The 23976-nt window shown below is 41.7% G+C and carries 11 protein-coding genes; all 11 read right to left on the bottom strand.

Annotated features, from left to right (window positions below; all coding sequences use genetic code 11):
* Positions 1-186 precede the first annotated feature (186 nt).
* Entirely contained in the window at positions 187-7104 is a 6918-nt protein-coding gene (locus tag Epro_RS01935; protein WP_144412026.1) for an OmpA family protein, read from the bottom strand.
* A gap of 300 nt (positions 7105-7404) precedes the next feature.
* The gene (locus Epro_RS01930; protein WP_052570072.1) at positions 7405-11478 is read right to left on the bottom strand and encodes an autotransporter outer membrane beta-barrel domain-containing protein; all 4074 of its coding nucleotides are present in this window, start codon (positions 11476-11478) and stop codon (positions 7405-7407) included.
* A gap of 190 nt (positions 11479-11668) precedes the next feature.
* Entirely contained in the window at positions 11669-13258 is a 1590-nt protein-coding gene (locus tag Epro_RS01925; protein WP_052570070.1) for a CTP synthase, read from the bottom strand.
* A 71-nt stretch (positions 13259-13329) separates the two neighbouring features.
* Positions 13330-14700, bottom strand: coding sequence for an amidophosphoribosyltransferase (purF, locus tag Epro_RS01920; RefSeq protein WP_052570068.1), 1371 nt, complete (start codon positions 14698-14700; stop codon positions 13330-13332).
* Between the two features lie 20 nt (positions 14701-14720).
* Complete coding sequence (gene carB / locus Epro_RS01915; RefSeq protein ID WP_052570066.1) at positions 14721-18032, bottom strand: carbamoyl-phosphate synthase (glutamine-hydrolyzing) large subunit; 3312 nt, start codon at positions 18030-18032, stop codon at positions 14721-14723.
* Positions 18033-18055: 23 nt separating this feature from the next.
* Positions 18056-19207, bottom strand: coding sequence for a glutamine-hydrolyzing carbamoyl-phosphate synthase small subunit (gene carA / locus Epro_RS01910; RefSeq protein ID WP_052570064.1), 1152 nt, complete (start codon positions 19205-19207; stop codon positions 18056-18058).
* 62 nt (positions 19208-19269) lie between these two features.
* Positions 19270-19854: an ANTAR domain-containing response regulator gene (locus Epro_RS01905; protein ID WP_052570062.1), complete on the bottom strand. Its 585-nt coding sequence runs from the start codon at positions 19852-19854 to the stop codon at positions 19270-19272.
* A gap of 77 nt (positions 19855-19931) precedes the next feature.
* A complete protein-coding gene (gene glnA, locus Epro_RS01900) occupies positions 19932-21260 on the bottom strand; it encodes a type I glutamate--ammonia ligase (protein ID WP_052570060.1) in 1329 nt (442 codons plus the stop codon).
* Between the two features lie 267 nt (positions 21261-21527).
* Complete coding sequence (locus Epro_RS01895) at positions 21528-22262, bottom strand: GltB/FmdC/FwdC-like GXGXG domain-containing protein (protein WP_052570058.1); 735 nt, start codon at positions 22260-22262, stop codon at positions 21528-21530.
* On the bottom strand, positions 22259-23515 hold the full coding sequence (locus tag Epro_RS01890) for an NAD(P)/FAD-dependent oxidoreductase (RefSeq protein ID WP_052570056.1): 1257 nt from the start codon (positions 23513-23515) through the stop codon (positions 22259-22261). Before Epro_RS01890 ends, Epro_RS01895 begins: the two co-directional genes overlap by 4 nt.
* Positions 23512-23973, bottom strand: coding sequence for a 4Fe-4S dicluster domain-containing protein (locus Epro_RS01885; RefSeq protein WP_052570054.1), 462 nt, complete (start codon positions 23971-23973; stop codon positions 23512-23514). The genes Epro_RS01890 and Epro_RS01885 overlap by 4 nt, the downstream gene beginning before the upstream one ends.
* Between the last annotated feature and the right edge of the window lie 3 nt (positions 23974-23976).

Here is a 23976-nt window from a genome sequence, read left to right as displayed (position 1 = left end):
CTATAAATCATATAACGATAATATCTGAAACGGACAAAAAAAAGAACAGGCGCGAATAGAAAACCAGCGCCTGTTCTTTTTTTGTGTCCGAACTTGTTCCTGAATCTACTGCCTTGTCTTTATAGTTTTGTCGTTACTCACCCTCTCAACATCTCACCTTCCCATCATCTGTCTTTGCCGTTTTTGTTATTCAACAACAATTTCTGTTCTTCTGTTGTTGGCTCTTCCTTCTTTTGTTTTGTTGGTATCAACCGGGTTCTTTGACGAATGTCCTACTATTTCCATTTTCTCTTTTGGTATTCCGTTGTTTGCCAGCTCATTATATACGCTCTGCGCTCTTCTTTCGGACAGCGGCTGATTTACTTTCTCATTTCCCGTGCTGTCTGTGTGTCCTTCTATTACTACTTTGTTATAATCGTGCTGTTTTATGTAATCTGCATGCTCTTTTATGCTGCTTATATGATTGCTCTTCAACAAATATTTGTTTGTGTCAAAGTTTACTGCCCTTGATCTGTATGGCTGTATCTGCTTCTTGCCTGCTTCCACAGCAGGCTTTGCCTGTTCTTCTATTTCCGGTTTTGGTTGCTCTACAACTACCGGTGCGGGGGCTGCTTTTTCTACAACGGGTTCTTCTTTTTCTTTGTGTGTTATTCCGCAGAAATTGTATCTCAATCCCGCGTTGGCGTAGAGGTTTGTGAACTTTTCGGCTGTGTGGGCGTTGGCGTTTATGAAGAATTTTAGACCTTCGGTTATTCTCACGCTTCCGCCTAATGTTGCTCCTAATATCAACCCGTTTTCTTCGTAGCCTCGGCTTAAGAACTTCACTTCCGTTCCTTCAAATACGCTTTCTATTTCGTATTTCTTTCCTGTTAATAAGTATTTTCCTTCCAAGTTTACATATCCTGCCCATGTCTTATCGTCGTAGTTTACTCCCGCTCCTACTCGCGCGGTTGTTCTTAAATAGTTGCCTGCTTCTACTTTTAGGTTTAATCCGTTTGCTCCGGTTTCTGTGAAGCCGTCGTAGCTCACGTTCTTTAATTCTGCTCCTGCGTATGGTCTGAAGTTTGTGTTGTTTCCTATTTTGTATTTCAATGCGCCTTCCACGTCTGCTCCTAACGTGAAGCCTTCGTAGTTGGCTTTTGCGTTTCTGTCGGCGTATGGCGGTACCGGCAGGTACTGACTTATTGCTATATTTCTTGTTGTTTCGTAACTATCCTTACTTCCGCCTATCATTGCTTTTATTTCGTAGCTTTCTTCTATGTAGCCGCCGTATAATCCGCCGCCTATTTTATTTAGCGTTGCTTTGCTTGCTTCTTGGTTCATGCTTTGGTCTTTATAGTTTACATATATTCCCAACATCGTTTTGTTTATGCTGCTCATGCTTCCAAAGTATATGTCAAACCCTGCCATTACTCCATATCTATTATCTTTGTATTCGCCAAGGCTGTTTTCGTCGCCGCCTAACTTTGTGTTTCCTCCGGTTACTTGCGCCCATATTGCGCTGTTTGTGTGTTCCCTTGTGCTGTGGTTTTTTATTCTGTCATACAACTCGTTATTGTCGCTGTCCAACGCTGCAGACTTTATTACGTTGCTGTGGAAGTAGCCTGACGCTATTGCCAGCACTTTCTTTTGTTCTTCTTGGTCGCTTAAGTTTGCCGTTGCTTCCATTATTTCTTTCAAGTCGTTTGTCGGCAGAATTATTGATAATTCGTCCCACGTTTTTGCCACTTCGCTTTGGTTGAACGTTAACTTCGGCAAGTTTTGGAAGTCCCCTTTGTTTATTCCGTTTACTATTATTCTCACTACGCCTGTCCAATCCGTTATATCGTTATACTTCACTTGATAGCTAAATGCTCCTGTTCCTACATATACAAACGTTGCGTTTGCAAACGTTCCGTTTATCGCGTTTTCACTCGACATTATCAAATGGTATTCCTGATTATTGTACACCCCAAAGTGCGCTTTTATTTGCAAATTCCCTCCTATTTGCGCAGAGCTTGCAAATATTTGGTCGTTGTTTCCGTTTTCAAATATGTCCATTAACAAGCTTGTATTGCTTGCAAACATCGTTGTTGCCGTTGCTACGTTTACGTGCAAGTTATCATACAGGTCGGCGTCGGTCATGTCTAACTCGGCTCCGTTAAATATTATGTTGTTTGCTTTAAACGTTGCGCTTTCTAACAGCACCACTTTTCCCGCTGTCGCCGTAAAGTCGCCCCATATTTCGTTATCCCCGCCCATAAAGAGCGTTCCCGTTCCGGTTTTGTTTACTTCTATTGCCGTGCCGGCTGTGTTGCTTAATATTCCTCCTGCTATACTTATTGTGTTGGTTCCCCCGGTTATTAAATTTAGTCGGCTATTGTTGTCCGCGTATATATCGTTTGGCGTTCCGGCGGCTTTGTTGCCTGTAAATAGTATATCGCCGCTTGCTGCTTCTAACGTTACTGTGCTGCCGCCTGTTACGTAAACCGCTGCTCCTGAGGCATTCGCCTCATTTCCTATAAAACTTCCACGCCCGCTTAACGTTATGTTTGAATTGTTGCTTGCGTAAACTGCTCCGCCAAGCAATGCTTTGTTGTTCATAAACGTCATCACTGCGTTCTTTATTGTTAGTATTGTGTCGTCGGCAAATATTGCTCCTCCGTTTCCGCTCAACGCTTCGTTTCCGGTGAAATCTACGTTTGCTCCGTCAAAGACTAAATCATCCACCGCGTAGATTGCTCCTCCGCTTCCTGTTAGCGCTTTGTTGTTTGTAAACGTTGCGTTGCCGTTGTTAAATGTTATGTTCGCCAAGTTGCTGTAGATTGCTCCTCCGCTTGACTCGGCTACATTATCATCAAATATTGCCGGCGCTGATGCAAAGGTTATTGTGCTTCCTGCATCAGCATATATTGCTCCGCCAAGCGTATACGCACTGTTTCTTGCAAATGCTACAGAGCTGCCAATAAAATCTATTTCGCCGCCAGCTCTTATTATGATTGCTCCTCCCAAACCTCTCACCGGAGCCATTGAACTGCCATTAGCTACTTTATTATCTGCAAACAACACTTGCGCAGCGTTAAACAATATTAGCCCATTACTATATATTGCTCCGCCAGACGTATTATCTGTATTACTTGAAAATACAACATTGTTATTACTAAACGTCATTGTTGAGCCTGCCAAAAGGTAGATAGCTCCTCCTCCGTGTTGCGATTTATTATTTGTAAAATTCGCATCTGCACCGACAAATTCAATTAACGACCCTTGACGCACATACAGAGCTCCTGACTGATTATAGTCACCTGCTGTATTATTGAAAAATGCTACAGGACTATTCCGGAAACTTACATATGATCCGCTTGAATATATTCCTGCGCCCATGCTTACATTGCTCTCAAAATATGCGCCCTTATTAAATACTATCGTGCTTTGTTCAATATATATTGCCCCGCCATATTGTGAATTTCCACCCAGTTGACCGGTAAATGATGATATTTCATTAAAGTATATTTGTGAATTCAACGCATATATACCGCTACCGTTACCATCAGCGCCTGTTGTCGCTCTTTGCGCACTGTTTCCTGCAAAATTCGATTTCCCGTTAAATTCTATAACGCTGTTTTGCGCATATATTGCTCCGCCGTTTGCCCCATTGTTTGAAAATGTTAATCTTCCGCCGGTCGCTGTATTTCCTACAAACGATGCATACCCATTAAACTGCACGCTGCTTGAATATATTCCAACCGCTCCTCCGTTTACCATCATTGCGCTTGTGTTGCTTGAAAAATACATATTCCCGTCAAAAACTGCCGCGCTTGCATTTAACGTTAGCGCTCTTGCATTTGCATTGGTTATAGACGAAACACCCGCGGCAAACGAATTATATGTAAAACTTGTTATTACTGTGTTTGCTACCGTTACTACCGAGCTTGTTATTCTTACCCCTGACGATGTTGTTACGTTCCAATTTCCGTTTTCAAATGTCCACGTTGCTTTCTCTATTAACGTTGTTCCTGCTGTTTGGTTAAATGCTCCCTGTATATAATTGTTTCCGCTTATATACAATTCCCCTAATCCCGTTTTGCTTATTGTGTTATTTCCGCCGGCTCCTATGTATATTCCGTCTTCTATTCTTATTTGATTATTTTCTGCGTTGAAATTTATAAACGAACCCGCTGCGTAAATATCATTCGCTTTTCCGTTTGCCGTGTTGCTTGCAAATACTATTGCGCCGGTTGCGCTGTTAAAATTCGCTGTGCTGGTTTGTAAATATATTGCTCCGCCGCTGCTTGTTGCCACGTTGCCGGTTATTACTGCGCTTCCTATGTTTATTACTGCGCCGCTTTCCGCTGCTGCAAATCCGCCTAATGCTGCGCTGTTTGATGATGCATATATATTTTCAAAATTGGCTATTGCATTATTTGTTGCATATAAAAATCCGCCGTAAGTTGCGCTTGAATTGCTTAAGCTAAAATCTACTCCCGATTTAAACGTTGCTGTTGCATTATTTACCGCTATAAATCCGCCGTAGGTTGCCGTGTTGTTGCTTACTACGTAATGCGCTCCGGTTGTAAATACTACGTTTGCTCCGGCTGTTGCATATACTGCTCCGCCTTGCGCCGCGTTGTTATTTGTAAATGTTATTGTGCTGCCATCTGCAAAAATTATCTGGCTTGTATTGCCGGTTATATACAATGCTCCGCCGTTTACGCTTGCTTTATTGCCGTCAAATGTTGCCGTTCCTGCAAACGTTACTGTGACGCCATTTACCAAATACAAAAATCCGCCGTTATTGGCTTGGTTCCCTATTGCTTTTGTTATTTTTGCATTCTCTAACCCAACATATGAACTTGTGTCCCAATACACTACCCCGTTTCCGGCGGCGCTTTTGTTCCACAAGAATTCTATGTTTGTGTTATTAAATACTACGCTTGCTCTGTTTACTGCGTATATTGCCGCCCCTTGCTGCGCCGTGTTGCTTGCTATTGTTACTTTTGTGTTCTCAAATATTAGGCTTGCTTGTCCGTCTGTGGCGCCGGCTCCATAGTTGCCCGCTATATATATTCCTCCGCCACTAGCGCTTGCAGCGTTGCCTATTATTGTTACCGTTGAACCGGTAAATGTTGCTTGCGCTATGCCATTGGTGGCTGTGTTTACACCGTTAGTATATGCGCCTGTTGACACAGAGCCGCCTACAAATAGCCCGCCGCCGTCTTGCGCTACGTTGTTACCTATGTTAACTATTGAATTTGTGAAAGTTACTGTTGCTGTGCCGCTACTGCTGTAATTAGCTGCTCCGTAAACTGCACCGGCAGAGACCGCTCCTCCTACAAACAGTCCTCCGCCTTGCGATGCGCTTCCATTGCCTCCGCTCGTTACCGTATTGCTTGTGAAATTTATTGTTGATGATGTAAAGTTTACTACTGCTGTGCCGCTGCTGGCGTTGTTTGCTCCGGAACCAGCTACTACGGCTGCAACCGCACCGCCTACAAAGAGTCCTCCGCCTTGTGCGGCTGTTCCATTATTTCCACTCGTTACTGTATTATTTGCAAAGCTTACTGTTGACGATGTGAAATTTACTACTGCTGTGGCGCTGCTGGAATCATTTACTCCGTAAAGTATTACGGCTGCAACCGCACCGCCTACAAAGAGTCCTCCGCCTTGCGAAGCTGTTCCCTCATCTCCACTTATTACCGTATTGCCTGCAAAGTTTATTGTTGACGATGTGAAGTTTACTACTGCTGTGGCGCTGCTGGCGTTGTTTGCTCCATCATTATATACTCCGACTGCAACCGCACCGCCTACAAAGAGTCCTCCGCCTTGTGCGGCTGTTCCATAACCTCCATTTATTACCGTATTGCTTGCAAAGTTTACTGTTGACAATGTGAAGTTTACTACTGCTGTGGCGCTGCTGGAATTGTTGACTGCATTACTTTTTGCTCCGGCTGCAACCGCACCGCCTACAAACAGTCCTCCGCCTTGTACTGCTGCTCCATACAATCCACTTGCTACCGTATTGCTTGTAAAGTTTATTGTTGACGATGTGAAATTTACTACTGCTGTGCCGCTGCTGGCATTGCTGATTCCATAATAATATGTCCCGGCAGAAACCGCTCCTCCTACAAACAGTCCTCCGCCTTGTGCGGCTGTTCCATAATCTCCACTTATTACCGTATTGCTTGTAAAGTTTATTGTTGATGATGTGAAATTTACTACCGCTGTGCCGCTGCTGGAATTGTTTGCTCCGGCATCAAATGCTCCGGCTGCAACCGCACCGCCTACAAAGAGCCCTCCGCCTTGTGCGGCTGCTCCATCACCTCCACTTATTACCGTATTGCTTGCAAAGTTTACTGTTGACGATGTGAAATTTACTACTGCTGTGGCGCTACTGGAATTGTTTGCTCCGGCATAAGATCTTCCGGCTGCAACCGCACCGCCTACAAAGAGTCCTCCGCCTTGCGAAGCTGTTCCCTCACCTCCACTTATTACCGTATTGCCTGCAAAGTTTATTGTTGACGATGCAAAGTTTAATATAGTTGCGCTATCTAAATACACATTATATGCTCCGGCTACAAATAACGCTCCTCCCTGCGATGCTTTTCCATAATTAGCTGATGCTTTTGAAAAGTTTTGAAATGTTATGGGGCCATAAAAAAATAAATTATTTCCGGAAGTAAGCAGAACTCCGGCATTTACATTTTGTCCGTCTAACGCGTATCCGTTTCCTGTAATTGCTCCGCTTAAAATATTAAAATTACCGCCGGAAAAGAAGATATCGCCGGTTAAAGATATGTCGTAATTGTTTGTTGTGGTTGTTATGGCTATAAAATCTGCGAAGTTATTTACAGATGTTTGGGCATTGGTTTTTGGCGCTGCCAAAAACAAGGAAAAAGCTATTAATAAGGCAATGTGGAAAGTGGAAAGTGAAAAGTGGAATTTTAACGACAACAGCAGATCCTGAAGGGCAATTGCCCTCAAGACAGACCTTTTGATGACAGATTTTTTATTTGTCATTGCGCTGAAAATCGGAATCCGTTTTTTATTTAACATGGATACCGTGTCAAGCACGGTATGACAGACGCATACAAAAAATGTAATGACTGCACGCAAAATTGTTTTCATTTTCTTCCTCTTGCAAATTGTATTTTTAGTTTTTTTTATAAATGAAAAAACGCCGGTTGCCGTTTGGCATTCAGCGCATTCTATTTTATTGGAATTGACAGCAAGGATATTTTTTTCGGATAACAACACCAACGAAGTATTTAAAGGGTGCGTCTGTCTGTCTGTCTGTCTGTCTGTCTGTCTGTCTGCAGGCAGGCAAGCATGTTTGTGCAAATTATACTAGAAGAAAAGTAGTAGCTGTCGCTTTTATAGCTCATATTGTTGGTATTATACAATATTTAGTTTTATTTTTACAACTTCTCACCTAAGAGCATTTCGCAAATCATCAGACAAATCATCCTCGTTATAACTGCGTTCAGGCGTAGGCGTTGGCGCAGGTTTAGGGGTTGGCTGTGTTGAAACATTGCCGGTTGCACCGCCGCTAAGAGCGTTTCGTAACTCATCAGACAAATCGTCATCATTATAACTGCGTTCAGGTGCAGGCGTTGGCGCAGGTTTAGGGGTTGGCTGTGTTGAAACATTGCCGGTTGCACCACCGCTAAGGGCGTTTCGTAACTCATCGGATAAATCGTCATCATTATAACTGCGCTCAGGTGCAGGCGTTGGCGCAGGTTTAGGGGTTGGCTGTGTTGAAACATTGCCGGCTGCACCACCGCTAAGGGCGTTTCGTAACTCATCGGATAAATCGTCATCATTATAACTGCGCTCAGGTGCAGGCGTTGGCGCAGGTTCTTGTTTAGAGTTTGGTTGATTTGAACCCTTGTTTGTTACACTGCCAAAGCTAAAGTTCAGCCCTGCGTTGCCGTATAAATTTGTAAACTTATTAGACCTGTAAAAATTGCCGTTTACAAAGAGTTTCAACCATTCTGTTATTCTAACAGACCCGCCTATTCCAACTCCGCAGGCAACTACTCCTTCGCTGTATCCGCGGCTAGTAAACTCTAATTCAGTATTTTCAAACATGCTTTTTATTTCCGTCATTGCTCCGATAAGCAAAAACTTCCCTTCAAAATCTATATATCCTGCCCACGTTTTGTTGTCATAACTTACTCCGGAGCCTAATCTTGCGACGCTTCTTAAATAATTGCCCGCCGCTACATTTAAGTTTAGTCCGCTTGCGCCCGTTTCTTTGAAGCTATCATACTGCGCGTTCTTTACTTCCACGCCTATATATGGTTTGAAGGTTGTGTTATTGCTTATTTTTATTTTTAATGCTCCTTCTATGTCTGCCCCTATTGTCATGCCTTCATAACTTGCATTTGCTATTCTATCCGCGTATAAAGGCAAATATTTGCTCAATTCTATATATCTTGACGTTTCATACTTATCTTTGCTTGCGCTTATTATTGTTTTAATTTCCCATTCATCCGATACATATCCGCCGTATAACCCGCCGCCTATTTTGTTGAGCGTTGCTTTACTGTTTTTTTCGCTTATTGAATGGTCTTTATAATCTGCGTATATTCCCAACATTACATTGCCTGCTCCAAGATGAACGTCAATGCCTGCCGTTGCTCCATACCTGCCATCTGTGTATTCTTCTAAACTGTTTTTATCTCTGCCAAACTTTGCGCTTGCCCCTGTTGCCTGCGTCCATATTGCCGCTTTGGAATTCTCGCTTTGCGCATTGCTTTTTATTCTGTTATACAACTCGTTATTGTCGCTGTCTAACGCTGCCGACTTTATTACGTTGCTTAAAAAATAGCCTGACGCTATGTTTAACGCTCCTTTCTTTTCTTCGTCCGTTGTTGTGTTATTCCATGCTCCGTTCATTACATTCAACAAGTCCCCGCTTGACAGTATTACAGACAAGCTGTCCCACGTTTTTGCCACTTCTCTTTGGTTAGGCGTTAATTGCTTTATTGCCGCAAAGTTACTTTGTGCCGCTCCCCCCGCTACAGTTAATCTTACTATTCCCGGATTGCTGTAATCTAACGTATATTGTAATGTTGTGTTGCTTATTGCGCTTGACGCAAATACGCCGTATATTTGGTTTATTCCAAACGTTGTTGATATTATTAAATCGTATGTTTTTTGTGTGCCGTAATCGCCTAAACCGGTTTTTATATACAACGCTCCGTCTATTGTTGCGCTGCCTGCGTACACAGTGTCGTTTTCCCCGTTGGCGAATATTCCCATTGTTGCTTTTGTTATACTTGTAAACGTTGTTACGCTTGCTATATTTACGCGGCTTGCATCATCATCGGTCATGTCAAATTCCGCGCCTGTCAATATTAAACTATTGCCGGTGTAGCTTGCGTTACTTATCAGCCCTACTTTTCCTTCCGTGGCTATGAAGTCGCCGTAAACTACGTTGTCGCCTCCAAGTAATAATGTTCCTGCTCCGGTTTTATTGACAACTATTCCTGTGCCCGCTGCGTTGCTTAATATTCCTCCGGCTAAGCTTATTGTGTTTGTTCCGGAGGTTATTAAGTTTAGCTGCGTGTTGTTGTCTGCGTATATATCGTTTGGCGTTCCTGCGGCTTTATTGCCCGTAAATAGTATATCGCCGCTTGCGGCTTCTACTGTTACTGTGCTGCCGCCTGTTATGTAGATTGCTGCTCCCGAGGAGGCATTCGCCTCATTGCCTATAAAACTTCCTCTTCCCGACAATGTTATACTTGAGCCGTTGCTTGCGTAAACTGCTCCGCCTAACAATGATTTATTATTCATAAACGTCATTACTGCATTCTTTATTGTTAATATTGTGTTGTTGGCAAATACCGCTCCGCCTACAGAGGTTGCCGTATTATAACTAAGTGTGCTTTCCTCGTTAAATACTACGTTTGTATTACTTAAATATAGAGCTCCGCCTTGACCGCCCCGCGCTGTGTTTGATGACATTTCTGCATTTGTAAACGTCCATGTCCCTTGATTTACTAAATATAAAAATCCGCCGTTGTTGGATTGGTTGCCTATTGCTTTGGTTATATTTGCATTTTGCAAACCGAAATTCGGCGCGTTCTGGAAATCCACTACGCCATTGCCGTAGAGAGAATTGTTCCATAAAAATTCTACGCTTGTGTTATTATCAAATGTTATGCTTGCTCCGTTTACGGCAAATATTGCCGCTCCATATTGCGCTGTGTTGTTTGATATTGATACTGCAGAGTTTTCAAATATTATACTTGCCCATCCGTCAGCGGCATAATTAGCTCCATAATCACCTGAATTCCCTGTTATGTATATTCCTCCGCCTTCGCCTGCATTGTTACCGTATATTGTTACCGTTGAGCCTGTAAAAGTTAATTGCGCAATACCATTGGTTGCGTAATTACGCCCCTCCCTTGAGCTTCCTCCTGCCACGGAACCGCCAACAAATAATCCCCCGCCTTGCATTGCTGAGTTGTTGCCTACATTAATTATTGAATCTGTGAAAGCTGCTATCGCCGTACCGCTGCTGCTAAAATTCACCGCATCCATAGCATCGGCGCCGAAGCCGGCAGATACCGCGCCGCCTACGAACAATCCTCCGCCTTGCGCTGCTCTTCTATTCTCGCCGGGATTCCACGGGTTATTAGCATTCCCCGCTGTTAGCGTATTACCTGTAAAGTTTACTGTTGACGATGTAAAGTTTACCACCGCCGTAGAGCTGCTGGCGGAACTGTTTGCCTCAATAGAATAGTTGCCGGCAGACACCGCGCCGCCTACAAATAACCCGCCGCCTTGCGCTGCAGCTCCATTAGGGGGATTTCCTTGATCATTAACCCCTGCTGTTAGCGTATTACCTGTAAAGTTTACTGTTGACAATGTAATGTTTACCGTTGCCATACCGTTGCTGGCAAAACCGAAAGAGCTGACAAGGCTGGTATAATTGATACCGGCAGACACCGCGCCGCCTACAAACAACCCGCCGCCTTGCGCTGCAGTTCCGAAATCCCCGCTTGTTAGCGTATTGCTTGTAAAGTTTATTATTGACGGTGACGATATTATGTTTACCACCACTTCACCGCCGCTGACCAATTGCTCCCACATAGCAGGAGGAAGAGAATGATCTTCTCCGGCGGATACCGATCCGCCTACAAACAACCCGCCGCCTTGCGCCGCGGTTCCGAAATCTCCGCTCGTTAGCGTATTGCTTAATAAACTTATGTTTTTATTTATCAAATTATAATATTGAACGTAACCGCCTATACTATTTACATTAAGCGCTCCTATAAAATTATGCCACCAAGGTAGAGCAGCTATTCCGCTGCTACCTACTACATATGAATAATTTTGCGCTATCATATCATCTAAATATATTTGGGCGTAGGTTTTTGGCGCCGCCAAAAACAAAGTTGAAACTAAAAGAAATAAGGAAAAAGCAACAACTTTTAAGGCTTTGCTTTTTCCCGCAATAACATCCGATATATAATTTAAAAACTTTTTCATTGGTTTTACCTTTTTAAACTGTTTGTTTTACAAACGAAACGCGCCTAATTTCATTTTTAACACAATTAGTTTTTTAATATTTTGATTTATTACCGCATAATACAGTTATCTGACGCCAATTCAATATAAAAAGTTACAGTTTTACGCAATGCACGGCAATGTTGCGGCATAAAAAATACAGCAGAAAAATTTACCGCTTGGATTTTGCGTTTTTTATTGCAGCTTCTACAAAACCTTTAAACAAAGGGTGCGGTTTCATAGGACGCGAGCCGAATTCCGGATGAAACTGCACGCCTATAAAAAACGGGTGTTTGGGAATTTCAATTGTTTCCGGAAGTATGCCTTTATGATATCCCGTAACAATAAATCCTTTTTTTTCAAGAGCGGAAATATATTCTGGATTTACTTCATATCTGTGCCTGTGTCTTTCTTCTATTTCCGTTTTACCGTATAAAGAATGTATGCGCGTTCCCTTCTTAATTTCGGATTTATAATTGCCCAAACGCATTGTGCCGCCGCGGTATTTAACGTTTCTTTGTTCGTCTAAAATTTTAATTACGGGATGTTTTGCTTTTTCGTCAAACTCGGTTGAGTTGGCGTTATCAAAACCCGCTAAATTGCGCGACGCTTCTATAACGCTGCACTGCATGCCAAGACATATTCCCAAAAACGGAATATTGTTTTGACGCGCGTAAGTAATTGATTTAATTTTGCCCTCAATACCCCTGTTTCCAAAACCGCCCGGAACTAAAATTGCATTATAGCCTTTTAATTTTGCAGCTAAATTTTTATCTTCCGCGCCTAAATAATCAACTTTTGCTTTTGCGCCCAGCGACCACGCCGCAATATTTAAAGACTCGTCTATAGATTTGTACGCGTCTTTTAAATCCGCATATTTTCCGACAACGGCAATTTTCACTTCTTTTTTGTATTTTGCGATTTCTTTAATTTTCTTAAACCAAGTTGCGTCAAACTTCTTTTTAGGTTTAATATTTAGTTGTTTGATAATAATTTTGTCAACGTTTTGATTGTAAAGAGCCTGCGGTATAAAATATATTGACGCCGCGTCTTTTGCTTCCACAACGTTTTCTTCTTTAACGTTGCAGAAAAGCGAAAGTTTTTTCTTCATGCCTTCGTCAAGAGAATATTCCGTTCTGCAAATTATCATATCCGGAGATATTCCGATTTCTCTTAATTTTGTAACGGAATGCTGCGTAGGTTTTGTTTTTAACTCGTGCGCGCCTGCAATGTAAGGAATATATGAAACGTGAATACTGAACACGTCTTTTTTATTTTCAAGCTGAAACTGGCGCACAGCTTCCATAAAAGGCAAACCTTCAATGTCGCCCACGGTGCCGCCGATTTCAATTATAGTAATGTCGTAGCCTTTGCTTGAGGCGAAAAATCTGCTTTTAATTTCATCCGTTATATGAGGAATTACCTGAACGGTAGCTCCGTCGTAATCTCCGCGTCTTTCGCGATTAATTACGGTTTGATAAATATCGCCGGAGGTGTTTGTGTTGGCTTTTGTGGTGTATATGTCAAGAAACCTTTCGTAAGTGCCCAAATCCAAATCCGACTCCGCTCCGTCGGTGGTTACGTAAACCTCTCCGTGCTGATACGGGTTCATAGTTCCCGGATCAACGTTGATATACGGGTCAAACTTAACCATATTAACCTTAAACCCGCTAAGCTGCAAAAGCTTGCCTATGCTTGCCCCTGAAATTCCCTTGCCAAGCGAACTAACTACCCCGCCGGTAATAAAAATAAATTTCGCCATAAACTCCGCCTCTATTTTAAATGTCTTTTCAAAATTTATAATTAGTAATTCCTAATTCGTAATTGCCGTTACTAACACCCTTCTTTATAAGTATCTTTAGAAATTTTTGTAGGATATTTTCCGGTAAAGCAGCCTGTGCAGAAAACGTTGTCTTTTTCGCCGCGGCAGGCTTTCACCATGTTGTGTAAATTTAAAAACGTAAGCGTTTCTACGCCCAAATATTTTCTTATTTGATCTGTTGCTTGGTTTGCGGCTATTAAATGATTTTTTGTCGGAGTGTCTATGCCGTAATAACACGAACCTATTATCGGCGGACACGATAAAACAAAATGTATTTTTTTTGCGCCGGCTTCTTTAAGAGCGTTTATCATTCTGCGGGAAGTTGTTCCTCTGACAATAGAATCGTCTATAACAATTATCTCTTTGCCGCTTACAACTTCTCTTATCGGACGAAGTTTAAGTTTTGCGGTTAAATCTCTTAAATTTTGCGCCGGCTTAATAAAAGAACGTCCCAAATAATGATTTCTTACAAAACCTTGTTCAAACAAAATTCCCGATTCTCTTGAAAAACCGAGCGCCGCGTAATAACCCGTATCCGGAACCGGCATAACAAGATCCGCCTTAACGCCTTTCATTTGACGGGCTAAAAGCTGACCCATTTTCATGCGCGCGGATTTTACCGTTTGCCCGAACATTATGCTGTCCGGTCTTGAAAAATAAACCTGCTCAAAAATACACGTAGATTGTTTCTTTGATTTTTTATAAAAGAAAGATTTTACAATTTTGCCGTTTTCTATAACTACAATTTCGCCCGGAGCAATATCTCTTATATACTTTCCGCCGAGCACTTCAACCGCCGCGCTTTCCGACGCTATAATGTAAGAATTATCCAGCTTACCCAAAACCAAAGGTCTAAAACCGTGAACGTCTCTTGCGCCGATTAAAGTTTTATCTCTTAAAACTACCAAAGAAAACGCGCCTTCAACCAAGCTCATTGATTTAGCTACGACGTTTGGAAAATTGCCTTTTGACATAGCTATTAAATGAAGGAAAACTTCGGTGTCGGACGTATGACTGAAAATTGCCCCTTTTTTCAAGAGCATATCTCTAAGTTTTATAAAATTTGTAATGTTTCCGTTATGAACCACGGAAACCTGACCGTGTATGCATTCTATTTGAAACGGCTGCGCGTTTATCAGCGTGCTTTTTGCGGACGTAGTGTAGCGAACATGCCCTATTGCGGCAGTCCCTTCGTGCTTGTTTAACGCGTCGCTGTTAACCAAGCGCGCCACAAGCCCCATAGAGCGAAAAGTTTTCATATTTCCGTCGCCGGAAATTGTTATGCCTGCGGATTCTTCGCCTCTGTGCTGCAAAGTCATAAGCCCCGCGGCCACAAGAGTCGCTGCGTCTTTACTGTTTTCTACGCCGATAATTCCGCACATAATGTTATCCTTTTACAAAATTATAAGCTTATTAAATTTTCTAAATTCTGCAGGCTGTCGTAAGAATCGTAAGCGCGCAGATACGCTATGGCTTTTTCTAAATTCGTAAGAATTGAGCAGCCGCACTTTACCGCAATTTTTCTTATTTCGGAATTATTTTTTAACTCGTCAACCGTTAAGTTTTTGGCTATGTTTATTACAAAATCAACTTTTCCGTCAATAATTGTGTCAACCGCGCGAGGAGTTCTGTTCCAGTGCACTATATTTACTTCGTATCCGTGTTTTTGCAAATACTCTCCGGTTCCTTTTGTGGCATAAACAGGAACGCCGAGTTTGTAAATATTATCTATAACTTCCATAAACTTAACTTTATCTTTTTCTCTGCCGGTGCTAAGCAATATTCCTTTTTTCGGCTTTATAATTTTTGTGGCTGCCATAGACAATAGCATTGACTGGTTGAAGTTTTTACCGAGACACCCCACTTCGCCGGTTGAAGCCATTTCTACGCCGGTAACGGGGTCTGCGCCGTCTAAACGCTGAAAGCTAAACATTGACGCTTTAACGCCTATGTGAGGAATTTTACTTTCATCTATTAATATTTCTTTTATTTTTTCATTGTTCATAACTTTACACGCAAGCTCCGCAAGGTTTGTGCCCGAAACTTTTGAAATAAACGGAAAAGATCGCGACGCGCGCGCGTTACATTCTATAACTTTCACGTCGTTTTCTTTTGCAATAAATTGAATATTGAAAGGTCCGTTAAGGTTTAAACCTTTAACAATTTTTCTGGTTATGTCTTTTATAACGTTTACGGTTTGCGTATATAATTTCTGCGGCGGAAACACCATTGTTGCATCGCCGGAATGCACGCCCGCGTTTTCAACGTGTTCGCTTATAAGAGATAAAATTACGTCGCCGTCTTTAGCTATTCCGTCGCACTCTATTTCTTTTGCGTCAAGAATAAAGCGGGAAATTACAACAGGGAAATCCGCGGAAATATCTTTTGTAAGAGATAAATAATAATCTAAACTTTTTTGATCGTTGGCAACGTTCATAAGCGTTCCCGACAATACAAAGCTTGGGCGTATTAAAACAGGAAAGCCGACTTTTACAATAAATTTTTCTATTTCTTCTCTTGATGTGGCGGAAGTCCAATCCGGCTGATCTATGCCGAATTTATCAAGCATGGCGGAAAATTTAACGCGGTCTTCCGCGCCGTCAACGCTTTTTTGGCTGTGCCCTAAAATATTTACTTTCACTTCAGATAAAGGCTGAATTAAATTATTAGGGTTTTGCCCGCCCATGCAGGCTATAACGCCTTTCGGTTTTTCCAAATCTATAATATCTAAAACGCGCTCAAAAGAAAGCTCTTCAAAATAAAGCCTGTCCGACGCCGAGAAATCCGTTGAAACGGTTTCCGGATTACAGTTAATAATAACACTGTCGTTTTTCTTTTGTTTAAAATAACTGCTTGTCATTACCGAGCACCAGTCAAACTCTAACGACGAACCTATGCGGTAGCTTCCGCTGCCCAAAGTTATTATGCTGTTTTTATTTTTCTTCTGGTTTACGTCGCTATGAATGCCGTCGTAAGTAAGATAGAGGTAATTTGACTTTGTAGGGTATTCCGACGAAGTTGTGTCTATTTGTTTTACCACGGGCTGTATTTTAAGATTTTTTCTCAGCTTTCGCACGGCAAGCGATAAGTTTCTTATTTCCCTTATGGTAAGTTTATTTTTGCCGGTTGTGTATGCCGACAAAAATATTTTTGTAAGCTGGAAATCCGAAAATCCCCAAGATTTTAAACGGTGGATATATTCTCTGCCGAGCTTTTTAAATTCTTTTGTAATTTCTTCTTTAGCGGCAAAATCTTTTTTATTTTTTACGGCAAAAAATTCCAAAAGTTCATTTTCCGTTTTTGCAATATTTTGAACGTGCGTTAAAAACCAATAATCTATTTTTGTTTTATCGTGAACGTATTCAAGAGTTTTTCCTCTCTTAAAACATTCGTAAACCGCAAATATGCGCAAATTTGTAGGCTCTAATAATTCTTTTTCCAAATCCTGATCGGTAGAATTTCTGGAAATACCTACGGTAATTCCTTCTTCGTTTTCGTTTACCATTCTTAAAGCTTTCTGAACCACTTCGCAAAAATTTCTGCCTATAGCCATAACTTCGCCGACGGATTTCATCTGCGTGCCGAGAAGCTTTGAAACGCCGGAAAATTTGCTTAAATCCCAACGGGGAACTTTAAGCGTTACGTAATCAAGCGACGGCTCGTAAAATGCCGACGTGGTTCCCGTTACGGGGTTTTTAAGTTCAAGCAAATCAAAACCGATAACTATTTTTGCGGCAATGTAAGCTATAGGATAACCCGTAGCTTTACTTGCCAGCGCTGAAGAGCGCGAAAGACGCGCGTTAATTTCTATAACGTAAAACCCGTAATCTTTAGGGTTTAGCGCATATTGAACGTTGCACTCGCCGACGATGCCGACGCTTTGCGCAATTTTAATTGCGGTATCGCGCATCATGTTATTTTCAATATTATTTATTGTTTGGCACGGAGCGATAACAATTGAATCGCCCGTATGAATACCCATGGGGTCAAAATTTTCCATGTTACAAATAGTTATGCAGTTGCCGCTTTTGTCGCGCATTACTTCATACTCTATTTCTTTCCAGCCGTGGAGAGATTTTTCAATAAGCACCTGCGGAGAAGACATCAGCGCCGACTGCGTTAATTTTTTTAATTCCGCCGGAGTTCTTGCAAGCCCCGAGCCAAGCCCGCCCAAAGCAAATGCGGAACGCGTAATTACGGGGTAACCTATTTCTTCCGCAACTTTTAACGCGTCTTCAACGGTATCAGCGGAGTGGCTTTTAGCAATAGGCGCTTTTATAGACTGCATTTGTTTTGCAAACAAATCTCTGTCTTCGGACATTTCCAAAGCGTCAACCTGCGTACCTAAAACTTTAACGCCGTATTTTTTTAACACGCCCGATTTATCAAGTTCTATAACGCAGTTAAGCGACGTCTGCCCGCCGAAAGATGAAATAATTGCCGCCGGTTTTTCAATCTTTATAACTTTTTCTACCCAAAAAGGAGTTATAGGATACAGATAAACTTTTTTGTTTGCTCCGCTGTTGGTTTGCACGGAAGCAATGTTAGGATTGATAATAATAACCTCAAGCCCTTCTTCTTCCAAAGCCTTAACGGCCTGCGACCCTGAATAATCAAATTCCCCCGCCTGCCCTATAGACAGCGCGCCGGAACCCAGCAAAATTACTTTCTGTTTCTTCCCGTTTTTAGGAAGCAAAAAATCTAAAATCGGCATGTTTTTTTCCCTTTATATGTCAATTATTTATTTTTTATTAAATCTATGAATTTATCCATTATCCAGCTTGTATCGTTTGGTCCCGACGACGCTTCAGGGTGAAACTGCACCGACATCATCGGTTTTGTTTTATGTTTTAAGCCTTCAACGGAATCGTCGTTTGCGTTTACAAACCACAATTCCCACCCGGGCTGTATTGTCTTTTTTTCAACCGCGTATCTGTGGTTTTGGCTTGACATATACGCGCGTTTTTCAGGAAGCGAGAAAACCGGCTGATTGTGGCTTCTGTGCCCGTGAGGAAGTCTTCTTGTGTTTGCGCCCGACGCCAAAGATAGTATTTGATGCCCCAAACATATTCCAAGCACAGGTTTTCCCGAGCCTAAAACGTCTTTTCTAACCCGCTCAACTAAATTGCCCGTGTTTTGCGGATCGCCCGGGCCGTTGCTTATAAGCCAGCCGTCAACGTCTATTTTTGAAAAATCCGTATCCCACGGAAGAAGATAAACTTCGCATCCTCTGTCAACGAGCATTCTTGAGATATTTAATTTTGCTCCGCAGTCTATAACGGCAACTTTCTTTTTGCCTGCGCCGAATTTTTGTATTTCTTTCGTGGATACCGACGGCATAAGATTATATTTTGACGGGTCAACGTATTCGTCGTCGGTAAATTTCTCTAAAAATTCAAATCTGTTTATTTTTGTTTTCGGCGCGCCTTCGGGAATTATGCGCCCCGAAAGATTTCCTTCTTCTCTTATCATTTGCACTAAATATCTTGTGTCTATTCCCGCAATTCCGGGGACGTTATTTTCTATCATCCACTGTTCAAGAGAAATTCCGCCGTCGTGGTGATGGCATCCGCCGAAAATATCCGAAACTATTATACCCTGCGTTTTTATGGAATTGCTTTCATGCCCTTTTGCATTAAAAAAATCCCCGCCTTTGGGGGCAGGGATACCGTAATTTCCTATTAAGCAAAAGCTGAAAACCAAAATTTGACCAAGATATGACGGATCTGTCATAGCTTCGCTGTAGCCAAGCATTCCGGTGTTGAAAACCATTTCGCCGCTTACGCTGACAGAAGCGCCGATAGCGCGTCCTTCAAGAACAATGCCGTTTGACAATTCAAGACGGGCTTTTTTGATTTTTTTTCCAAGAACATTCGTCTCTTTTTTCATGTTTTCCTCAGAATTTTTATATATTATACCAAATATTTAGCATTGTGAAAAAGCTTTGCTTTTTAGTCCATTGCGGCAAACATATCTACTATTGTTTTTGCTATCTGTCCGAGCGTTTTTGAGGCGTTCATGGCTTTTTTGCGCAGCTCTTTGTAGGCGGCGTCTTCGCTCATGTTAAACTTACTCATGAGAATGCCTTTTGCGCGGTCTATAATTTTTCTGTCTTCAAGCTGGTTTTTTAAACTGTCCACCTGACTTTCGTATTCCTGCATTTTTCTTGAAAGTCTTAATACAAGCGCAACCATATGATTTAACACGGCGGCATTCACCGGTTTTGTTATGCAAAATATATCAAGCGAATCGCGCTTTAGCTCTTCAACATATTCGCTTTGCGCGGCATTTGCCAAAACTATTATCGGGCACGTGCGCGAATCTTCCACGGATTTTGCAAGATCCAAACCCGTCATGTCAGACAAGTTATAGTCGGATATAACCAAATCGGGAAACAGAGTGTTAACTTTTCTTATAACTTCATTTCCCGAAGAGTGTCCGTCTAACACATTATATAAAGACGTTTCAAGCTGAACTTTCAGCAAGCTTAAAACAGACTTATCTGAAGAAGCTATAAGTATTTTAGCTTTATCCATCAATTAACCTTTATGCGTTTTTAAAATAACAACGGCATATTCCCCGCTCGTAAAAACAGAAACAAAACAAGGAAACATTAATAGACAGAAAGATACTCGTCTAACTCCCACTGATGAACTTTAGTTATATATTCAAACCACTCTTCGCGTTTTGCTTCCAAATAATTTTCAAAAATATGTTCGCCCAACGTGTTTTTCATAAGCGCGCTGTTTTGCAATTCCGTTAAAGCTTCGTTTAATTCCGACGGCAAATCGCCTACGCCGGCTTTAGCTTTTTCTTCTTTTGTCATTTTGAAAACATTCTGCTCCACAGGTTTTGGAGGTTTTATTTTATTTTTTACCCCGTCAAGACCTGCCGCCAAACACGCCGCTAAAACCAAATAAGGATTTGACGACGGATCGGGGCTACGCAGTTCAACTCTTGTGCTGGCGCCGCGCGCCGCGGGAATTCTTATAAGCGGACTTCTGTTATGGCAAGACCACGCAATGTTTACAGGCGCTTCATAGCCCGGCACAAGCCTTTTGTAAGAGTTTACAAGCGGGTTTGTAACCGCCGCCATAGAGCGCATATTTTTTATAAGCCCGCCGATATAATTGTAAGCGGTTTGAGAAAGCTGCAGCGCGTCTTTTTCATCGTAAAACGCGTTTTTTCCGTCTTTAAACAGCGACATGTTCGTATGCATTCCCGAACCGTTTATTCCTGCTATAGGTTTAGGCATAAACGTTGCGTGAAGACCGTGTTTTTGCGCGACGATTTTTACAACCATTTTAAACGTGTTAATATTGTCGGCGGCTTTTAAAGCGTCCGCATATTTAAAATCTATCTCGTGCTGTCCTCTTGCAACTTCATGGTGAGACGCTTCTATTTCAAAACCCATATTTTCTAAAGTTAAACAAATATCCCGTCTGGCATTTTCGCCCAAATCTATAGGCGCCAAATCAAAATATCCGGCGTCGTCTTGAGTTATGGTTGTGGGTTTACCTTTCTCGTCGGTAACAAACAAGAAAAATTCGCATTCCGGACCTACGTTGAAAGAATACCCTAAATCCGCGGCCTCTTTTAAAACTTTTTTCAAAGCGTATCTGGGACAGCCTTCAAAAGGTTTTCCGTCGGGAGTATAAACGTCGCAAATAAATCTTGCAACCTTTCCGTCCTGCGGTCTCCACGGAAAAATTACAAACGTATCTAAATCCGGACGAAGATACATGTCGCTTTCTTCAATGCGCACAAAACCTTCTATTGAAGAACCGTCAAACATGCACTTATTATCCAAAGCCTTTTCAAGCTGGCTTGCGGTTATTGCAACATTTTTTAAATTTCCCAAAATGTCGGTAAACTGTAAGCGTATAAACTTTACATTGTTTTCTTTTACAATCTGAATAATCTGTTCTTTTGTGTAATTCATTTTAATCTCCTTTTTATAGAGAAAAACCCTGAAAACAAACATTTTCAGGGTTTATATTTTTATGCACTATAGGAAATAAGCAGTGAAACATTTTATAAAACATTTTATACCTTTTTTAACAATTACAAATTAACGTCAACGACAAATAGACACAGAAGGCAGAGGATGAGAAGATAAGAGGATAAGATGGTGAGTAAAGGCTCAAAAAGACGTTGCTTATCCTCTTGCCCTCCTACCTTCTTATCATCTTGCCTGTTGCCGCTTGTTTTATTTAGAGTACATCTTGCTGTACGGATTGGCGCTTAGCGGAGCGTATTTTGAAAATTTTTCCGCTTTTATTTTGCTGACGTCTTTTTTAAAGTATTTTCCGTAAGCTTCAATATGTTTTTTCAGCAACGCTTTATCGGCATCGGTAAGCTCCGTTTTAGCGGCTTCTTTGCCTAATTTATATTTATCAGGAGAACCGTTAAGAAAAATAGCTCCGCCGTGAATACCCGTGCCGCAGTATTTGCCTATTAAATCTTCATTTTTATCAAGTCCTACGCCCAAAACTATAATTGCTCCGCCTGCCATATATTCGCCCAAAAAGTCGCCGGCTTTTTTGCCTATAACTATTACCGGTTTTATTTCTTTATACTCTTTCATATGAATGCCGACTCTGTAACCCACGTAACCTTCAACATAGATTTCGCCGCCGCGCATTGCATAGCCCGTGGTGTCGCCGCAATTTCCGTGAACTATTATGCGCCCGCCGTTCATTGTATTTCCCACGGCGTCTTGACCGTTGCCGAAAACTTCAAGTTCGGCGCCGTCCATGTAAGCCGCCATATCGTTTCCCGGAAAACCGTTAATTTTAATTTTAACTTTTTCAGGAAGAGCTCTGCCGATATATCTTTGACCGAAAACGTTGTTTAAAATTATGTTTTTATCGGTCTTAACAACTTTGTCTATTTGCTCGTTTAACTGACGATAATATAAGCCTTCGGCGTTAATTGTTTTCATTTTGTTTGACCCCATATTTTGCAAACTCTTGACGCTTTCGGATATACGCTTAAGCCTATATCTTTTTTTGTTATATCGTATTCAAGAGACGATAGTTTTGTTTTATCGTTGATTAATGCGGTATAAATTCCGGCTCTCTGGGTGTCGTTAATTAAAACGTATCCCAAAAGTTTGTCGTCAACAATATTTAATCTTCTAAGTTTATTTGCGGCTCTGTCAAAAATTGAATTTTTATTGGCTTCGCCTATAATTCCGGCGGATATTAACTGCAAGCCGAAAAATGAGATTGCGTTCATCGCAAACGAAACGGGCGCTTTTTGTTTATTTCCGACGGACATATTAAAACCCGCCGTTTCGCCCTGATTAGACGCGTTAGGCCACAAAGCCAAAACTTTGCAAGCGTTTGCAAGACAATCCCAAGATTCAACGCAGTCGCCCGCGGCGTAAATATCTTTCTGTGAAGTTTGCATATATTCGTCAACAATTATAGCTCTGTTAACTTTAATACCGGATTCCTTTGCAAGAGCAACGTTAGGGCGAACTCCGACGGCAACTATTAAAATATCGCAAAGAAGCGACTCTCCGTTTGAAAGAACAACTTTTGAAACTTTTTTCTCGCCGACAACTTCGGCAACGCTTACGCCGAGTTTAAAATCTATATCGTTTTGTTCTATATGGCTTTGAATTAATTTTGCCGCCGGTTTATCTAAAACCGACGCCATAACTCTGTCCGCCAAATCTAAAACGGTAATTTTTGCAACCTGCCCGAACAAACCTTCGGCGGCCTTCAAACCTATAAGACCCGCGCCGACAATAACAACTTTTGAGTTTTTATTTACGGCTGTTTTAAGCCTTCTTGATTCGCCGTAAGTTAAAAACGTAAAAACGTTTTCCTGATTTGCCAAACCGTTTGTAGGCGGAACAAACGGAACGCTTCCCGTAGCTATAAGCAGTTTGTCATAATCTATTTTCTTGCCGCCGGAAGTAATAACTTTTTTATTTTTTGAATCTATCTTTGTAACTTCAGTGTTAAGCAAAACGTCAATTTTTCTTGACTTATAAAAACTTGCGTCGCGGTAAGACATATTTTCCGGTTTAACTTTTCCGCTTAAATAATAAGAAATAAGCGGTCTGCCGTATGCCGGAAACTCTTCGTTTGAAATTATTGTTATTTGACCTTTTTTGTCGTTTTTTCTTATAGCGTCTGCAGCGTTAACGCCGGCGGCGCTGTTGCCGATGATTACGTATTTCATTTTAACGCCTCCGCTTCTTTATCGTCTAAAAGTTTAAGAGCTCCGTTAGGGCAGTTTTCCACGCAGGCAGGGGCGCCGAAATCTATGCAAAGGTCGCATTTGGAAACGGTTTTTCCCTCTTCAGTCTTTTTGACCGCGCCGAACGGACAAACCAAAAGGCACGACAAACAAGCGACGCATTTGTCTTTATCGTTTCTGACAACGCCGTTTTCATCTTTATACATTGCGCCCGCTATGCAGGCTTTAACGCATTTTGCGTCGTCGCAATGACGGCATTGCAAAGCAAAATACGCTACGGCTTTAGGCTGAAGAATTTCTTCTATAACTATTGCCGAAGTTATATTTTCATTTCTGTTTGCTTTAATAATATCTTTAGATTTTGAATGCGCGGTTTTACAATAAACCTCGCAAAGTCCGCAGCCCAAACATCTGTTTTCAAACGCGTAAACTCTTTTCATATA

This window comes from Endomicrobium proavitum (genome assembly GCF_001027545.1).
Lineage (GTDB): Bacteria > Elusimicrobiota > Endomicrobiia > Endomicrobiales > Endomicrobiaceae > Endomicrobium > Endomicrobium proavitum.
The sequence above is the reverse complement of the archived record's forward strand: the minus strand, read 5'-3'. Positions and strand labels throughout refer to the sequence as shown.